The sequence below is a fragment of the Citrobacter sp. CK180 genome, from assembly GCF_030333655.1.
GTDB lineage: Bacteria > Pseudomonadota > Gammaproteobacteria > Enterobacterales > Enterobacteriaceae > Citrobacter_B > Citrobacter_B koseri.
On the sequence record NZ_JAOWFM010000037.1, the window covers coordinates 89,386 to 104,225 of the forward strand.

A 14,840-nucleotide genomic window follows, 5' to 3' on the forward strand; every position below is an offset into this window, starting at 1 on the left:
CGCCGCCACCCGGCAAATGAACGCAATGTGGGCTTATTTACCCATCTTCACTTCGCTAACCCACTTATTGATAAGCTGCTTACGGACGTCGGTAGAACCGTATTTATCCATGTCGTAATTGATGAGCTTCAGGTCGTCGAGCTTCAGCGAGTTCGGTGACGTTTCTGCTGTGGTGTTGGTCAGGATCTGATAAGACTTGCCTTTCTTCCACGCCAGTTCTTGTGCTTCTTTTGACAGCACCCAGTCCACGAACAGTTTGGCGTTGTCGAGATTGCGCGCGCCTTTCAGGATGCTGACGCCGCCAATTTCATAGCCGGTGCCTTCACACGGAGAGATCAGCTCCAGCGGCGCGCCCTGTTCTTTTTCCAGCGAATAGTCGTGCAGGAAGCCAATGCCGATAGCGGTTTCGCCACGGGCGGCGTTACGTGCCGGGGCAATACCGGATTTGGTGTACTGAGACACGTTGGCGTTGAGCTGTTTCAGGTAATCAAAGGCCTGATCTTCTCCCCACAGCTGGGCGAAGGTCGCCAGTGCGGTATACGCGGTGCCTGAACTTTGCGGGTCGGCAATCTGAATCTCGCCTTTGTATTCCGGTTTGGTCAGATCCTTCCAGCATTTTGGCACCGGTAGATTTTTCTCTTTCAGGCGCTGGGTGTTGACGCCAAAGCCGAGAATACCGACATACACCGCTGAAGAGAGGTTGCCTTTTACTTTCGCTGGATCGCGGAATTTCTCCATGACCTGCTCAAGATTGGGAGACTTGTAGGGTTGCAGCAGCCCCATTTCACCCGCCTGAGACTGAGGGTCCAGCGTCCCGCCGTACCAGACGTCCGCCTGCGGGTTTTTCTTCTCGGCATCCACTTTCGCCAGCGTACTGCCGGAGCCGTTGCGGATGAACGAGGTTTTGACGTCATATTTGTCGCCAAACGCTTTGGTTTCTGCTTCGCACATTTCGTTGGTGGCGCTGCAATAAACCACCAGGCGGCCTTTGGCCTGCGCGGCGCCGGTTAAGGTTGCCAGCGCAATGCCGGATGCAATCAGAGTAGAGGTAAGCGTCAATTTCATTGTTTTATCCTTTGACTGAGCGAGGTGGTGATGCCCGCCATCAGCAGCGGCATCAGCAATAAACCCATAAGTACCGCGGCGACCGAGAGCAGACTGAACATGCCCGACCAGCCGTAGCGTTCAATGACCAGCGACAGAGGCCAGCCCGCCAGCGCTGCCCCCAGATAGGCGAACAGGCCGAGAAACCCGGTGATGGAACCGGCCGCTGCTTTGTGCCCGCACTCGACGGCGGCAAGGCCAATCAACATTTGTGGGCCAAAAACGAAAAAGCCCACCGTGAAGAAACAGACCGCCAGCAGTGCGTAATGGTGTACCGGCGCTAACCACAACGCGGCGACGGACACCATCAGCCCCAGCGTGAACAGCAAAATCATCGGCGCGCGCTGGCCGCTGAACAGCAAATCCGACCCCCAACCGGCGAACAACGCGCCGAGCAGGCCGCCGACTTCAAACAGCATCACCGTGGCGTTGGCGCTGAGCAGATTGACGCCGTGGCTTTCCGTGAGCCAGATGTTGCCCCAGTCGTTGAGGGCGATGCGGATCAGATAGACCAGCACATATGAGACGCCCAGCAGCCAGATCATCGGGTTTTTCAGCATCGTGGCGCGCAACATCTGCCACAGCCCCATCGGCGGGCTTTGCTGCTCCTGGCGCAGCTCCAGCGGGTCATGACGCCATGCGCCGACCGTTGGCAATCCCTCTTCCTGCGGCGTGCCTTTCAGCTGTAGCGTGAGCCAGATACCTAATGCCATGCTGATGATCCCCGGCGCCAGCATCGCCGCCTGCCAGCCCCACCAGTGGGCGGCGAAAGCGCTAATCAGCGGGATAATCGCCCCGCCGATGTTGATCGACATATTCCAGCAGCCCCACCAGAAGCCGCGCTCGTTGCGCGAGTACCAGTGGGTCAGCAGTCGGGCGCAGGGCGGCCATCCCCAGCCCTGAAAGAAACCGTTCAGCGTCCAGACCGCCAGCAGCAGCGTCAGCGACTCGCCAAAGGCGAACACCACATTCAGCAGGCCGGTGGCGAACAGGCCGACGCCCATAAACCAGCGCTGCCCGTGGCTGTCGTGCCACAGCCCGGCGGTAAACTTCGACAGGCCGTAGGTCAGGTAAAACAGTGAACCCAACAGGCCGATATCGCCTTTATCGAGTCCCAGATCCGTTTGCAGCGCCGGAAGTACGTAATTCACGCTTTTTCGCGTCAGGTAAAACGCGGCGTACCCAATGACCATGCACATCAGCAACCGCAGGCGTAGCGCCCGGTATCGTTGGTCTGTTTCGTTTACTGGGCGTGGGTGCATGGCCGTCTCCGTTTGTGCTGACTATAGGAAAGTGAAAACCAAAGGGGATGAGAGAAAGTCCGCAGTGACTAAGACTTTTTCCTGGTCAGGACGTGGTTTGTTGCAAAATTGTGGGCAAGTTAACAATTACCCGCGTGCCGTGCAGCGATTCGAGCGTCAGTTCGCCGCCCAGCGCGCTGACCCGTTCGCGCATCCCCTGAATACCGAATCCCGGCATTTTTTCAGGCTGGATGCCGGTGCCGTTGTCCCGAACTTCCAGATGGAGGGTCTGTTTCTGCTGGCTTAACAGAATCGTGACCTCGCTGGCTTCGGCATGTTTACAGACGTTGTTCAGCAGTTCCTGCAACAGGCGGTAGAGGGTAAACCTGACGGTTTCATTTTCCGGGGTAAGCGTAAGGCGATACTCAAACTGGCAGCGAATCCCACGTTCGGGGAACGCGAATTCGTTGACCAGATGATGCAGCGCCTCTTTAAACGACAGCTCATCCAGCGCGGGGGGACGTAGCTGGCGTAACAGCTGGCGGGTAGAGTGGTGAATACGGCGGGCGAGATCGTTTATCTGGCTGGCGGCGGCCTGCGTCTGCGCCGGATCGCGCGCGCGTTTCACGAGCTGTGACTGGATCTGAATGGCAGTGATGTTCTGCCCGATCTCGTCGTGCAGCTCGCGCGCCAGGTTTTTGCGCGTATCCTCTTCGGTATGGATCAGCTTTTCGGTCAGCGCCCGGCGCGCCGCCAGCTCCGCCTCCAGACGCTGGCGATAGTGATGCAGGTTTTGCGCCAGATGCTGCTGGCGGCTGATGGCGATCCCAAGACCTATGCCAAGTAGCGCCTGGGTAGCGAGGAAAATCTCCAGCTCGACCAGGTTGTTAAACCCGACGCCGACCTGGCGAGCGATGGTGATCATCATGCTGCCCAGCAGCCCGGAGAGCACGCCGCCCTGCCAGCCAAACTTCCACGCCATCACCACGTTAGGCAGGAACACCACGATCAGCAGCAGGCGTTCAATTTCCGGCGACAGCACCATTTGCGTGCCGATGCCGATAATAAAGAACAGGCTGCACCAGATGATCAGCGAAGTGCGCAGCGGCGGGTTGTTGGTATCCAGCCCCAACAGATGATAACGGTGCTGCTGGCGTAAAAATTCAAATACCAGATAAACAAAGGGGGTGAGCAGCACGCCGCCGGTAAACGACGCCAGGCCAGTCAGCATTGCCGGGCTTTTTATAAAGGGCGACAGCAGGGCGGTATTCAGCAGCGAGGCCAGCGTGACGGCGGCCAGCAGCAGCGTGAGACGCTGCCAGTACAGGGGAAAACGGTGCCAGAATTTTTGTCCGATGCTGGCCGGGATCAGGCAGATCAGCGGCGCCGCCAGCAGGACGTAGCCGCTGATCAGTTGCTCGCTATGGAGCCATAACGGCATCAGCACCGGCGGCAGTATCAGCGCAGGCCAGTAACGGCGGGAGAGTAAAATCAACAGCGCAAGATAAACGCCGTGCGGCAAAAAGAGCGCCGCCTGTTGGCCGTTATGGGTCAGGTAAAAGCCCAGCGTCCATAGCATCAGCCAACCTGTTCCCCAGGCCAGCAGGATAAACAGTGAGATCACCCAGTAACGCACGCCGCGAGACATCAGTGCCCCGTCAGCAGCTGGTGGTCGAGGGCGAAATGCACCAGTTCGATGGTACTGTGGCACTGCAATTTACCCAGTACGTTAGCACGGTGGACGTGAACGGTTTTATGGCTGAGGTCGAGCTTAAATGCGATCTCTTTGACGCTGTCGCCTTTGACCAGTAAATCAAAAACTTCTCGCTCACGGGGGGTTAACACCTCCAGCACCTGCGCCGGCTGTTCGCCGCCGCGCAGCGCCCGCAACGCATCGGCGCACAGATAGTGGCCGCCCATACCGACGGAACGCACCGCCTGAACCAGCTCTTCCGGCCCGCAGCGTTTGGTCAGATAGCCGCTGGCGCCTGCATCCAGCGCGCTTTGCACAAACGCTGGCGTGTCGTAAATGCTGAGGACGATGGCGCGAAACGTGGGTTTTTGCGCGCGTAGCCGCTTTAACAGACTCAGCCCGTTTTCGTCCGGCATCGCGATATCCAGCACCGCGACGTTAACGTCATCGCGCAATAATGCGGGCCAGGCTTCCGCCGCGCTGCTGTACTGGCCTGCTACGTCCAGATCGTCTTCAAGACTTAATAATTGCGCAAAGCCGGAACGCACCACCACATGGTCATCAACCAGCACCACACGAATCATATGCTTACTCTCTTGCCGAATAATGCCTCTATGATGCCTGCCCCCGCTGCGCTGGCAATCATCCGGGTGTGGTTATGGAATGAATGTAACAAAATCGCAATAATTTGCAGGGTGTTGTTGTCGTGGTAGGCCGGATAAGCGTAGCGCCATCAGGCATGGATTGCCGGATGGCGGCGCAAGCGCCTGATCCGGCCTACAACTCAATGCTAAATACATTTCCACACTAACCATTCCCGTTTTTTTTCTAAAAACGCTTTGCTATTAGCAAGAATTTTTAATTCCTTTATCAAACTCGGCCGCAACGAAATACTGCCCCCATAACAAGACAGGGGAGCAGACAATAATGGGTATTTCATCGCGTAACACACTTCTCGCCGCACTGGCGTTTATTGCATTTCAGGCGCAGGCGGTTAACGTCACCGTCGCGTACCAGACATCCGCCGAACCGGCGAAAGTGGCGCAGGCGGATAACACCTTCGCCAAAGAGAGCGGGGCGACCGTTGACTGGCGTAAATTCGACAGCGGCGCGAGCATCGTGCGCGCGCTGGCTTCCGGCGATGTACAGATCGGCAACCTTGGCTCCAGCCCACTGGCGGTCGCCGCCAGCCAACAGGTGCCGATTGAGGTTTTCCTGCTGGCGTCAAAACTGGGGGAATCCGAAGCGCTGGTGGTGAAGAAAACGATCGCTAAGCCGGAGGATCTCATCGGCAAACGCATTGCGGTGCCGTTTATCTCCACCACTCATTACAGCCTGCTGGCCGCGCTGAAACACTGGGGCATTAAGCCCGGGCAGGTCGAAATCATCAATCTGCAACCACCGGCGATCATTGCCGCATGGCAGCGTGGCGATATTGACGGCGCTTACGTCTGGGCACCCGCCGTTAACGCGCTGGAAAAAGACGGGAACGTGCTGACAGACTCAGGGAAAGTCGGCGAATGGGGCTCGCCGACGCTGGATGTGTGGGTGGTGCGTAAAGACTTCGCGGAAAAACATCCAGAGGTGGTCAAAGCATTCGCGAAAAGCGCCATCGACGCGCAGCAACCCTATATCGCCAATCCTGAGGCGTGGCTTCAGCAGCCGGATAACATCAGCAAACTGTCGCGCTTAAGCGGCGTGCCGGAAACGGACGTGCCGGGGCTGGTGAAAGGCAATACCTACCTGACGGCGCAACAGCAGGCCGTTGAGCTGAACGGGCCGGTCAATAAAGCGATTATCGACACCGCGCAGTTCCTGAAAGAGCAGGGCAAAGTGCCCGCCGTCGCGACGGATTACAGCCAGTACGTCACCGATCGCTTTGTGCAATAAGGAGGCGCGGATGCTGCAAGTTTCCCATCTCTTTGCCGATTACGCTGGTAAACCGGCGCTGGAAGATATCAATCTGACGCTCGACAGCGGTGAGCTGTTAGTGGTGCTGGGCCCGTCAGGGTGCGGGAAAACCACGTTGCTGAATCTGATCGCCGGTTTTCTGCCTTATCAGCACGGCACGATCCAACTGGCGGGCAAACGGGTCGATGGGCCGGGTGCGGAGCGCGGCGTCGTCTTTCAGAACGAAGGGCTGCTGCCCTGGCGCAACGTGCAGGATAACGTTGGGTTTGGCCTGCAACTGGCAGGAGCAGACAAAACCCGGCGTCAGCACGTTGCGCAGCAGATGCTGAAAAAAGTCGGGCTGGAAGGGGCGGGAAAACGCTTTATCTGGCAGCTTTCCGGCGGGCAGCGCCAGCGTGTCGGCATCGCCCGCGCGCTGGCGGCCAATCCTCAACTTCTGCTGCTGGATGAGCCTTTCGGCGCGCTGGATGCTTTCACCCGTGAGCAGATGCAAACGCTGCTGCTGAAACTCTGGCATGAGACCGGCAAACAGGTGTTGCTCATTACGCATGATATTGAAGAGGCTGTGTTTATGGCGACGGAGCTGGTGCTGCTTTCTCCTGGCCCCGGTCGCGTGCAGGAACGGCTGTCGCTTGATTTCGCCCGCCGCTTTGTGGGGGGCGAATCCTGCCGCAGCATTAAATCCGATCCGCAGTTTATCGAGACGCGGGAGTATGTGTTAAGCCGCGTCTTTGAACAACGGGAGGCCTTCTCATGAGCGTGGTCATCAACGATAAGCTGCGTCAACGCGGGTTGAAATGGCGCTGGCCGTTCTCTCGTCGCATTACCCTGAGTATCAGCACATTAGCGGTGATTCTGGCCGTGTGGTGGAGCGTAGCGGCGTTGCAGTTAATCAGCCCGCTGTTTCTGCCGCCGCCGGGGCAGGTGCTGCAAAAACTGATCGCCATCGCCGGGCCGCAAGGGTTTATGGACGCCACGCTGTGGCAGCATCTGGCGGCGAGCCTGACGCGCATTCTGCTGGCGCTGCTGGCTGCCGTGATTATCGGCATTCCGGTGGGCATTGCGATGGGGCTAAGCCCAACGATACGCGGCATTCTCGATCCGATCATTGAACTCTACCGACCTGTTCCGCCGCTTGCGTATTTACCGCTGATGGTGATCTGGTTCGGGATTGGTGAGACCTCCAAGATCCTGCTGATCTATCTGGCGATTTTCGCCCCGGTCGCCATGTCGGCGCTGGCGGGCGTCAAAAGCGCGCAGCAGGTTCGCATTCGTGCGGCGCAGTCGTTAGGCGCCGGACGAGTACAGGTATTGTGGTTTGTGATTCTGCCCGGCGCGCTGCCGGAGATCCTCACCGGGTTACGCATTGGCCTGGGCGTGGGCTGGTCGACGCTGGTGGCGGCTGAGCTGATTGCCGCCACCCGGGGTTTAGGGTTTATGGTGCAGTCCGCCGGGGAATTTCTGGCAACCGACGTGGTGCTGGCGGGGATCGCGGTGATTGCGGTGATCGCGTTTATTTTAGAACTGGGTCTGCGTGCGCTTCAGCGCCGCCTGACGCCCTGGCATGGAGAAGTACAATGAGTGAACGTCTGAGCATTACCCCGCTGGGGCCGTATATTGGCGCGCTGGTTTCCGGCGCGGATCTGACCCGCCCGCTGAGCGATAATCAATTCGAACAGCTGTATCACGCGGTGCTGCGCCACCAGGTGGTTTTTCTGCGTGAACAAGCCATTACGCCGCAGCAACAGCGCGCGCTGGCACAGCGTTTTGGCGATCTGCATATTCATCCGGTCTATCCCCACGCCGAAGGCGTCGAAGAGATTATCGTGCTGGATACCCATAACGATAACCCGCCGGATAACGATAACTGGCACACCGATGTGACCTTTATTGAGACGCCGCCAGCAGGGGCGATTCTGGCGGCAAAGGAACTGCCCTCTACCGGCGGGGATACGCTATGGACCAGCGGCATTGCCGCATATGACGCGCTTTCCGAACCGTTTCGCCAGTTGCTGAGCGGTTTGCGAGCGGAGCATGATTTCCGTAAATCGTTCCCGGAATACAAATACCGCAAAACTGACGAGGAGCATCAGCGCTGGCTTGAGGCGGTAGCAAAACATCCGCCTTTGCTGCATCCGGTGGTGCGTACCCATCCGGTGAGCGGCAAACAGGCGCTGTTTGTGAATGAAGGCTTTACTACGCGGATTGTCGATGTGACGGAGAAAGAGAGCGAGGCGCTGCTTGGATTCTTGTTTGCGCACATCACAAAACCGGAGTTTCAGGTGCGCTGGCGCTGGCAGCCTGATGACGTAGCCATCTGGGATAACCGCGTCACCCAGCATTATGCCAACGCTGATTACCTGCCGCAGCGGCGCATTATGCACCGGGCGACGATTCTGGGAGATAAGCCGTTTTATCGCGCACCGTAATAGATAACCACACTATTCGGTTAGGGAACGGTTAGGGAAATTCAGGCCTGGTAAGAGTAGCGCCATCAGGCACGATGTGGCACCGCGCCGGATGGCGGCGTAAACGCCTTATCCTGCCTGGAAACCCAAATGCGCGCCAATATAGCGCTGATACCTGTTTGCCTTCAGATAGGTTAAATCGACCAGCACCAGACCATCCACGCAGTTGCTGAACGCCGGATCGTTACCGAAATCAATAAACTGTACGCCGCCGGGGTCGCAAAGTTCGGAGTACTGTTTGTAGAGCGGGGGAATACCGCAGCCCAGATTGCCGAGCAGCGATTTCAGCCGCGTCAGATCGTCGTTGTAGCTTTTGCCTTCAAACTGCGCCAGTACGTCCGGCAATGACGCGGGGTAGGGCTGGCGTGATATCGCCAGCGGGTGCGTCGGCGGGAACCACAGGCGATAAAAGGCCACCAGTAAATCCCGCGCATCCGCAGGCAGACCGCCGGAAATAGACACCGGGCCGAACAGGTATCGGTATTGCGGATAGCGCGCCAGATAAGCGCCAATGCCAGACCAGAGATAGTCCAGCCCGCGACGTCCCCAGTAACGCGGCTGGATAAAACTGCGACCCAGCTCAATGCCGTGCTGCATCACTTGCGCCATCTGCTCGTCGTAATGGAACAAACTGTAGCTGTAAAGCCCTTCTATGCCGCGTTTTTCCTGCTGCTGCGCGCAGGGAATGAACCGATAGGCGCCAACAATTTCCAGATCGTCTTCATCCCATAAAATCAGGTGCAGATAGTCGTCATCATAGCGGTCGGTGTCCCGACGCTTTCCGCTGCCTTCGCCAACCGCGCGAAAGGCGATTTCACGCAGCCGCCCCAGTTCCCGCAGGATGGGGACATCCTCTTTGCCGTTGCGCTGCCAGAGGTAAATGTGCTTCCCGTCGGCGGTGTGCCCAAGGCATTCCGTCTGGGCGAGATCGCGTTTGAGGTGCGCTCTGTCTTCTGCGCGGGCTATCGTACTTTCGGTGGTGAATAACCCAGGGCGTCCTTTACCTAATGCCACGACGTGCTGACGGCATTTTTCGGCCTGCTCGCGGACGTTGGTTTTCGTGGCGGACCACTGTGTCCAGGCGATTTGTTGGCCGATGCGGAGCGGCAGGCTGCTGCGACGCCGACGAAACATCTGCTGCATCAGGAGCAGCAATACGAAGGTGGGGGACACCAGGCTGCTGGCGTAAAACAGCGAGCTGTTGCGCGCGTTGATATGTACGGGAAGCAGCGGCGTGCGGTATTTCTCCGCCACCCGGATAAACCCGGAATGCCATCGGCCTTCCCTGATTCCCTGCGATGTGAAGCGCGCTACTTCGCCCGCCGGAAAGAAAATTAACGCTCCGCCAGCTTGTAAATGCGCATCTATCTGTTGTAGCGATGATTTTGGCGTGCGCCCGCCGATGTTGTCCACGGGAATGAAAAGTGAGCTGAGCGGTTGCAGATGCGAGAGCAGGCGGTTGGTCACTACTTTCACGTCACGGCGCACACGCGAGATGGCATACAGCAGGGCCAGCCCATCAAGCGTGCCTGTCGGGTGGTTGGCAATGATGACCAGCGGGCCATGTGCGGGGATGTTTTCGAGGTCGTGTGCGGGGATATCGCAGCGTATTTCAAGGTGTTCGAGAACCTGTTCCACCATGTCCACCCCTTTCAGATGGGGATGGCGGGATGCAAATTGCTGAAATTCTTCTTCATGCAGCAACCGCCTGAGCAGATTTTTTTGCCAGGGTGTCGGCCTCGCTTGAGGCCACAGGTCGTCGAGTACGTTATCGAGACTAAACATAGCGGCTCCTCCTCCCGTCCTGTGCTGACAGTAGAAGGTACAAATGTCGTTTGTATGACGATGAGGTGACGTTTTGTGACAGTGCCGGATGGCGGCACCCGGCCTACAGATGTCAATCCCGTAGGCCGGATAAGCGCAGTACCAGCAGGCACTGCATCTCAGAAAGGATTAACGCAGGATTTTTTTCTCCGCCAGATCCAGCGCGAAGTAGCTGAAGATCAGATCCGCGCCCGCGCGTTTGATCGAGCCTAAGCTTTCCAGCACCACTTTCTCTTCGTCGATCGCGCCCGCCATCGCGGCGAATTTGATCATGGCGTATTCGCCGCTGACCTGATACGCGCCGAGCGGTAATTCGGTACGATCGCGGATATCACGCAGAATATCCAGATAAGCGCCAGCGGGTTTCACCATCAGGCAGTCCGCGCCCTGCGCTTCGTCGAGCAACGACTCGCGAATCGCTTCACGGCGGTTCATCGGATTCATTTGATAGGTCTTACGATCGCCTTTCAGTGCCGTACCGGCCGCTTCACGGAACGGGCCGTAGAAAGAGGAGGCGAACTTGGTGGAGTAGGACATGATGGCCGTATCCGTAAACCCGGCGGCATCCAGCGCCTGGCGAATCGCCTGCACCTGACCGTCCATCGCGGCGGAAGGGGCAATAAAATCAGCGCCCGCAGCGGCGGCGACCACCGCTTGTTTACCGAGGTTCGCCAGGGTTGCATCGTTGTCGACGCCGTGTTCGCACAGCACGCCGCAGTGACCGTGGGAGGTGTACTCACAGAAACAGGTGTCAGACATCACGATCATTTCTGGCACGGTTTGCTTGCAGATGCGCGACATGCGCGCCACCAGGCCGTCTTCTTTCCAGGCATCGCTGCCGGTGTCGTCGGTATGGTGGGAAATGCCGAAGGTCATCACTGACCGAATGCCGGCGTTGGCGATGCGTTCAATCTCGCGCGCCAGGTGTTTTTCAGGAATGCGCATGACGCCAGGCATGGCGTCGATCGCTTTGTAGTCGTCGAGTTCTTCTTCAACAAAAATCGGCAACACCAGGTCGTTTAAACTGAGTGTTGTCTCTTCAAACATGGCGCGCAGCGCAGCGGATTTGCGCAGGCGACGGGGGCGTTGGATTAGGTCTGTCATGGTATGCCTGATGTTTGTGGAATCGAAACGTCGAGTATACCTGAACCTGCCGCGAGGTGTTTTACGAAAGTTGTCCTTATGTGAAGTATTGCGGGTTGCTGTTAATGAAGCGATTAAATATTCGCAATTAGTATTTCTATGAATAAGATTATTTTTGTTAGTGATACATTTATTTCTGGTTTTAATTTTATTAAATGTTGTTTTAAGCTCTTCTGTCCTTTATTGATTGGTGATTTCTTTATTTCTTCATCATATATCATTCAATTAAATAAGTGACTTTTATTTTTCTTTCTAATTTATTGAAAAGTGGCGATTTAAAAAATATCTGTGATTTTGCTGGTGATTTTTTAATTGTCCGCTTTCGGACATTAAACAAAGAATAATTGAACCTTTCAATGCTGACGCCGCATAATCGACCTGCGAAACATAAAATGTTTTCTATGCATTGATAATTGATGGATCAACTATATTTACGTCCCTGAGGAGGGATGACAAATGCACTCCTGGAAAAAGAAACTTGTAGTCTCACAATTAGCACTGGCCTGCACTCTGGCAATCACCTCTCAGGCAAATGCTTCTACGGATATTTCTGGAACCACCTACACAACATTCAACCACTATAACGACGCAACCTACGCTGATGGTGTTTATTATGATGGTTACGTAGGCTGGAACAACTACGCGACCGATAGCGTTTATAACGGTGATATTTATCCGGTTATCAACAACGCTACCGTTAACGGCGTAATCTCAACCTACTATCTGGATGATGGTCTTTCTACCAACACCAACAGTAATAGTCTGACAATCAAAAACAGCACCATTCACGGGATGATCACCTCTGAGTGCATGACCACCGATTGCGTGGGTCGCGATGCGACCGGTTATGTTTATGACCGTCTGGCGCTGACTGTTGATAACTCAACCATCGATGATAACTACGAGCATTATACCTATAATGGCACGTACACTGATGGTACGGCGGATACGCATGTTGTTGACGTTTACAACCTGGGTACTGCGATTACGCTGGATCAGGAAGTTGACCTGGTCATCAAAAATAATTCCCACGTTGCGGGTATTACGCTGACTCAGGGTTATGAGTGGGAAGACATTGACGATAATACCGTTAGCACCGGCGTCAACAGCGCTGAAGTGTTCAACAACACCGTCACGGTGACTGACTCTACGGTGACCTCTGGCTCATGGTCAGATGAAGGGACTTCCGGTTGGTTCGGTAACACCAACAACGCGAGCGATTACAGCGATTCTTATACTGCTGATGACGTGGCGATTGCGGCGATTGCGCATCCGAATGCGGATAACGCAATGCAGACCACTGTTAACCTCAGCAATTCTACCCTGATGGGCGACGTCGTTTTCTCCAGCAACTTTGACGAAAACTTCTTCCCGAACGGGGCGGATACTTATCGCGATACGGACGCTGACCTGGACACCAACGGCTGGGATGGTACTGACCGTATGGATGTTACGCTGAACAACGGCAGCAAGTGGGTTGGCGCGGCAATGTCCGTACATCAGGTCGATTCTGATGGTGACGGCGTGTACGACAGCTTTGCTGCGGGCACCGATGCCACTGCGACGCTGATCGACATTGCGGCTAACAGCCTGTGGCCTTCCTCTACTTACGGCATTGACAATAATGACACCGCGTATGGCGAAGATGGTCATGTTGTTGGTAACGAAGTCTATCAAAGCGGCCTGTTCAATGTGACGCTGAACGGTGGTTCACAGTGGGATACCACGAAAACCTCGCTGATTGATACGCTGAGCATCAACAGCGGTTCCGTCGTGAATGTGGCAGACTCTGATCTGGTTTCTGACAGCATCTCCCTGACCGGCGGCGCGGCCCTGAATATCAATGAAGATGGTCATGTTGCAACTGATGAACTGACAATCAACAACAGTACCGTCACGATTGCTGATGATGTGTCTGCTGGCTGGGGCGTGTACGATGCCGCACTGTATGCAAACACCATCAACGTCACCAACAACGGCGTTCTGGATGTGGGCAACAGCACCGCGTATGCGCTGCAAGCTGATACCCTGAATCTGACCAGCTACACCGATGCTAACGGTAACGTGAATGCCGGTGTCTTCAACGTTCACAGCAACAGCTTTGTGCTGGATGCCGATCTGACTAACGATCGTACTAATGACATCACTAAGTCTAACTACGGCTACGGTGTGATCGCGATGAACTCTGATGGCCACCTGACCATCAACGGTAATGGCGATGCCTGGACTGGCGATCAATCTGAAGTCGATAACGCGGGTGATAACGTTGCTGCGGCAACCGGTAACTACAAAGTGCGTATCGATAACGCGACCGGTGAAGGTTCTGTCGCTGATTACAAAGGCAAAGAGCTGATCTACGTTAACGACAAGAACAGCAAAGCTACCTTCTCCGCAGCGAACAAAGCTGACCTGGGGGCATACACCTATCAGGCTCAGCAGGAAGGCAACACTGTTGTTATGCAACAGATGGAACTGACCGACTACGCGAACATGGCGCTGAGCATCCCGTCTGCAAACACCAATATCTGGAACCTGGAACAAGACACCGTTGGTACTCGTCTGACCAACTCTCGTCATGGTCTGGCTGATAACGGCGGCGCATGGGTGAGCTACTTTGGCGGTAGCTTCGATGGCGACAACGGCACCATTAACTACGATCAGGATGTGAACGGCATCATGGTCGGTGTTGATACCAAAATTGACGGTAACAATGCTAAATGGATTGTCGGTGCGGCGGCTGGCTTTGCGAAAGGTGACATGAGCGACCGTACCGGTCAGGTGGATCAGGACAGCCAGTCTGCCTATATCTACTCTTCCGCTCGCTTTGCCAACAATGTCTTTGTTGATGGTAGCCTGAGCTATTCTCACTTCAACAACGATCTGTCTGCCAACATGAGCAACGGCCAGTACGTTGATGGCAACACCTCTGCGGATGCGTGGGGCTTTGGTCTGAAACTGGGTTATGACTGGAAACTGGGCGACGCTGGCTATGTCACGCCGTACGGTAGCGTATCCGGCCTGTTCCAGTCCGGCGACGATTATCAGCTCAGCAACGACATGAAAGTTGACGGTCAGTCTTATGACAGCATGCGTTATGAACTGGGTGTTGATGCAGGTTATACCTTCACCTACAGCGAAGATCAGGCGCTGACGCCTTACTTCAAACTGGCCTATGTTTATGACGACGCGAATAACGACGCCGACGTAAATGGCGATTCCATCGATAACGGCGTAGAAGGTTCTGCGGTACGTGTTGGTCTGGGCACTCAGTTCAGCTTCACCAAAAACTTCAGCGCTTATACCGATGCCAACTACCTCGGTGGTGGTGATGTCGATCAAGACTGGTCCGCGAATGTGGGCGTTAAATATACCTGGTAATTGTTTTTCATGATGAAAACGCAGGTGATTTAATCAAAGGAAATGCCCGTCATGGATATGGCGGGCATTAATGCAAGG

At 55.7% G+C, this 14,840-nt stretch carries 11 protein-coding genes; 5 read left to right on the forward strand and 6 right to left on the reverse strand.

Going from position 1 to position 14,840, the window contains the following annotated elements:
- Positions 1-33 precede the first annotated feature (33 nt).
- From OGV50_RS05915 to OGV50_RS05930, 4 genes are all read right to left on the reverse strand, one after another.
- Positions 34-1,065 carry an ABC transporter substrate-binding protein gene (locus OGV50_RS05915; RefSeq protein ID WP_012133638.1) on the reverse strand — a complete coding sequence of 344 codons (1,032 nt, stop codon included), beginning with the start codon at positions 1,063-1,065 and terminating at the stop codon, positions 34-36.
- Positions 1,062-2,366 carry an MFS transporter family glucose-6-phosphate receptor UhpC gene (uhpC, locus tag OGV50_RS05920; RefSeq protein WP_104869016.1) on the reverse strand — a complete coding sequence of 435 codons (1,305 nt, stop codon included), beginning with the start codon at positions 2,364-2,366 and terminating at the stop codon, positions 1,062-1,064. The genes OGV50_RS05915 and uhpC overlap by 4 nt, the downstream gene beginning before the upstream one ends.
- 85 nt (positions 2,367-2,451) lie before the next feature.
- The gene (locus tag OGV50_RS05925; RefSeq protein WP_200093084.1) at positions 2,452-3,993 is read right to left on the reverse strand and encodes an MASE1 domain-containing sensor histidine kinase; all 1,542 of its coding nucleotides are present in this window, start codon (positions 3,991-3,993) and stop codon (positions 2,452-2,454) included.
- Entirely contained in the window at positions 3,993-4,622 is a 630-nt protein-coding gene (locus OGV50_RS05930; protein ID WP_047458568.1) for a response regulator transcription factor, read from the reverse strand. Before OGV50_RS05930 ends, OGV50_RS05925 begins: the two co-directional genes overlap by 1 nt.
- 343 nt (positions 4,623-4,965) lie before the next feature.
- Here OGV50_RS05930 and tauA point away from each other — a divergent pair, with 343 nt between their 5' ends.
- From tauA to tauD, 4 genes are read left to right on the forward strand one after another with little or no spacing between them, the layout of a single operon-like run.
- Complete coding sequence (gene tauA / locus OGV50_RS05935; protein WP_012133631.1) at positions 4,966-5,928, forward strand: taurine ABC transporter substrate-binding protein; 963 nt, start codon at positions 4,966-4,968, stop codon at positions 5,926-5,928.
- A gap of 10 nt (positions 5,929-5,938) precedes the next feature.
- The gene (tauB, locus tag OGV50_RS05940) at positions 5,939-6,706 is read left to right on the forward strand and encodes a taurine ABC transporter ATP-binding subunit (RefSeq protein WP_047458565.1); all 768 of its coding nucleotides are present in this window, start codon (positions 5,939-5,941) and stop codon (positions 6,704-6,706) included.
- Complete coding sequence (tauC, locus tag OGV50_RS05945; protein ID WP_012133629.1) at positions 6,703-7,530, forward strand: taurine ABC transporter permease TauC; 828 nt, start codon at positions 6,703-6,705, stop codon at positions 7,528-7,530. The genes tauB and tauC overlap by 4 nt, the downstream gene beginning before the upstream one ends.
- Positions 7,527-8,378: a taurine dioxygenase gene (tauD, locus tag OGV50_RS05950; RefSeq protein ID WP_112002459.1), complete on the forward strand. Its 852-nt coding sequence runs from the start codon at positions 7,527-7,529 to the stop codon at positions 8,376-8,378. The genes tauC and tauD overlap by 4 nt, the downstream gene beginning before the upstream one ends.
- Before the next feature lie 108 nt (positions 8,379-8,486).
- Here the strand turns inward: tauD and olsF are convergent, their stop codons facing one another.
- The gene (gene olsF, locus OGV50_RS05955; protein ID WP_200093087.1) at positions 8,487-10,202 is read right to left on the reverse strand and encodes a bifunctional ornithine lipid synthase OlsF; all 1,716 of its coding nucleotides are present in this window, start codon (positions 10,200-10,202) and stop codon (positions 8,487-8,489) included.
- A 168-nt stretch (positions 10,203-10,370) separates the two neighbouring features.
- Entirely contained in the window at positions 10,371-11,345 is a 975-nt protein-coding gene (hemB, locus tag OGV50_RS05960) for a porphobilinogen synthase (RefSeq protein WP_012133626.1), read from the reverse strand.
- A gap of 495 nt (positions 11,346-11,840) precedes the next feature.
- Here hemB and ehaB point away from each other — a divergent pair, with 495 nt between their 5' ends.
- A complete protein-coding gene (gene ehaB / locus OGV50_RS05965; protein WP_012133624.1) occupies positions 11,841-14,762 on the forward strand; it encodes an autotransporter adhesin EhaB in 2,922 nt (973 codons plus the stop codon).
- The last annotated feature ends 78 nt before the right edge of the window (positions 14,763-14,840 follow it).

What these genes read in the sequence shown, in the direction of transcription:
- tauD (WP_112002459.1), top strand. Translation starts at nt 7,527, where the DNA reads ATGAGTGAACGTCTGAGCATTACCCCGCTGGGGCCGTATATTGGCGCG.
- uhpC (WP_104869016.1), bottom strand. Translation starts at nt 2,366, where the DNA reads ATGCACCCACGCCCAGTAAACGAAACAGACCAACGATACCGGGCGCTA.
- olsF (WP_200093087.1), bottom strand. Translation starts at nt 10,202, where the DNA reads ATGTTTAGTCTCGATAACGTACTCGACGACCTGTGGCCTCAAGCGAGG.
- tauC (WP_012133629.1), top strand. Translation starts at nt 6,703, where the DNA reads ATGAGCGTGGTCATCAACGATAAGCTGCGTCAACGCGGGTTGAAATGG.
- tauB (WP_047458565.1), top strand. Translation starts at nt 5,939, where the DNA reads ATGCTGCAAGTTTCCCATCTCTTTGCCGATTACGCTGGTAAACCGGCG.
- tauA (WP_012133631.1), top strand. Translation starts at nt 4,966, where the DNA reads ATGGGTATTTCATCGCGTAACACACTTCTCGCCGCACTGGCGTTTATT.
- OGV50_RS05925 (WP_200093084.1), bottom strand. Translation starts at nt 3,993, where the DNA reads ATGTCTCGCGGCGTGCGTTACTGGGTGATCTCACTGTTTATCCTGCTG.
- ehaB (WP_012133624.1), top strand. Translation starts at nt 11,841, where the DNA reads ATGCACTCCTGGAAAAAGAAACTTGTAGTCTCACAATTAGCACTGGCC.
- OGV50_RS05915 (WP_012133638.1), bottom strand. Translation starts at nt 1,065, where the DNA reads ATGAAATTGACGCTTACCTCTACTCTGATTGCATCCGGCATTGCGCTG.
- hemB (WP_012133626.1), bottom strand. Translation starts at nt 11,345, where the DNA reads ATGACAGACCTAATCCAACGCCCCCGTCGCCTGCGCAAATCCGCTGCG.
- OGV50_RS05930 (WP_047458568.1), bottom strand. Translation starts at nt 4,622, where the DNA reads ATGATTCGTGTGGTGCTGGTTGATGACCATGTGGTGGTGCGTTCCGGC.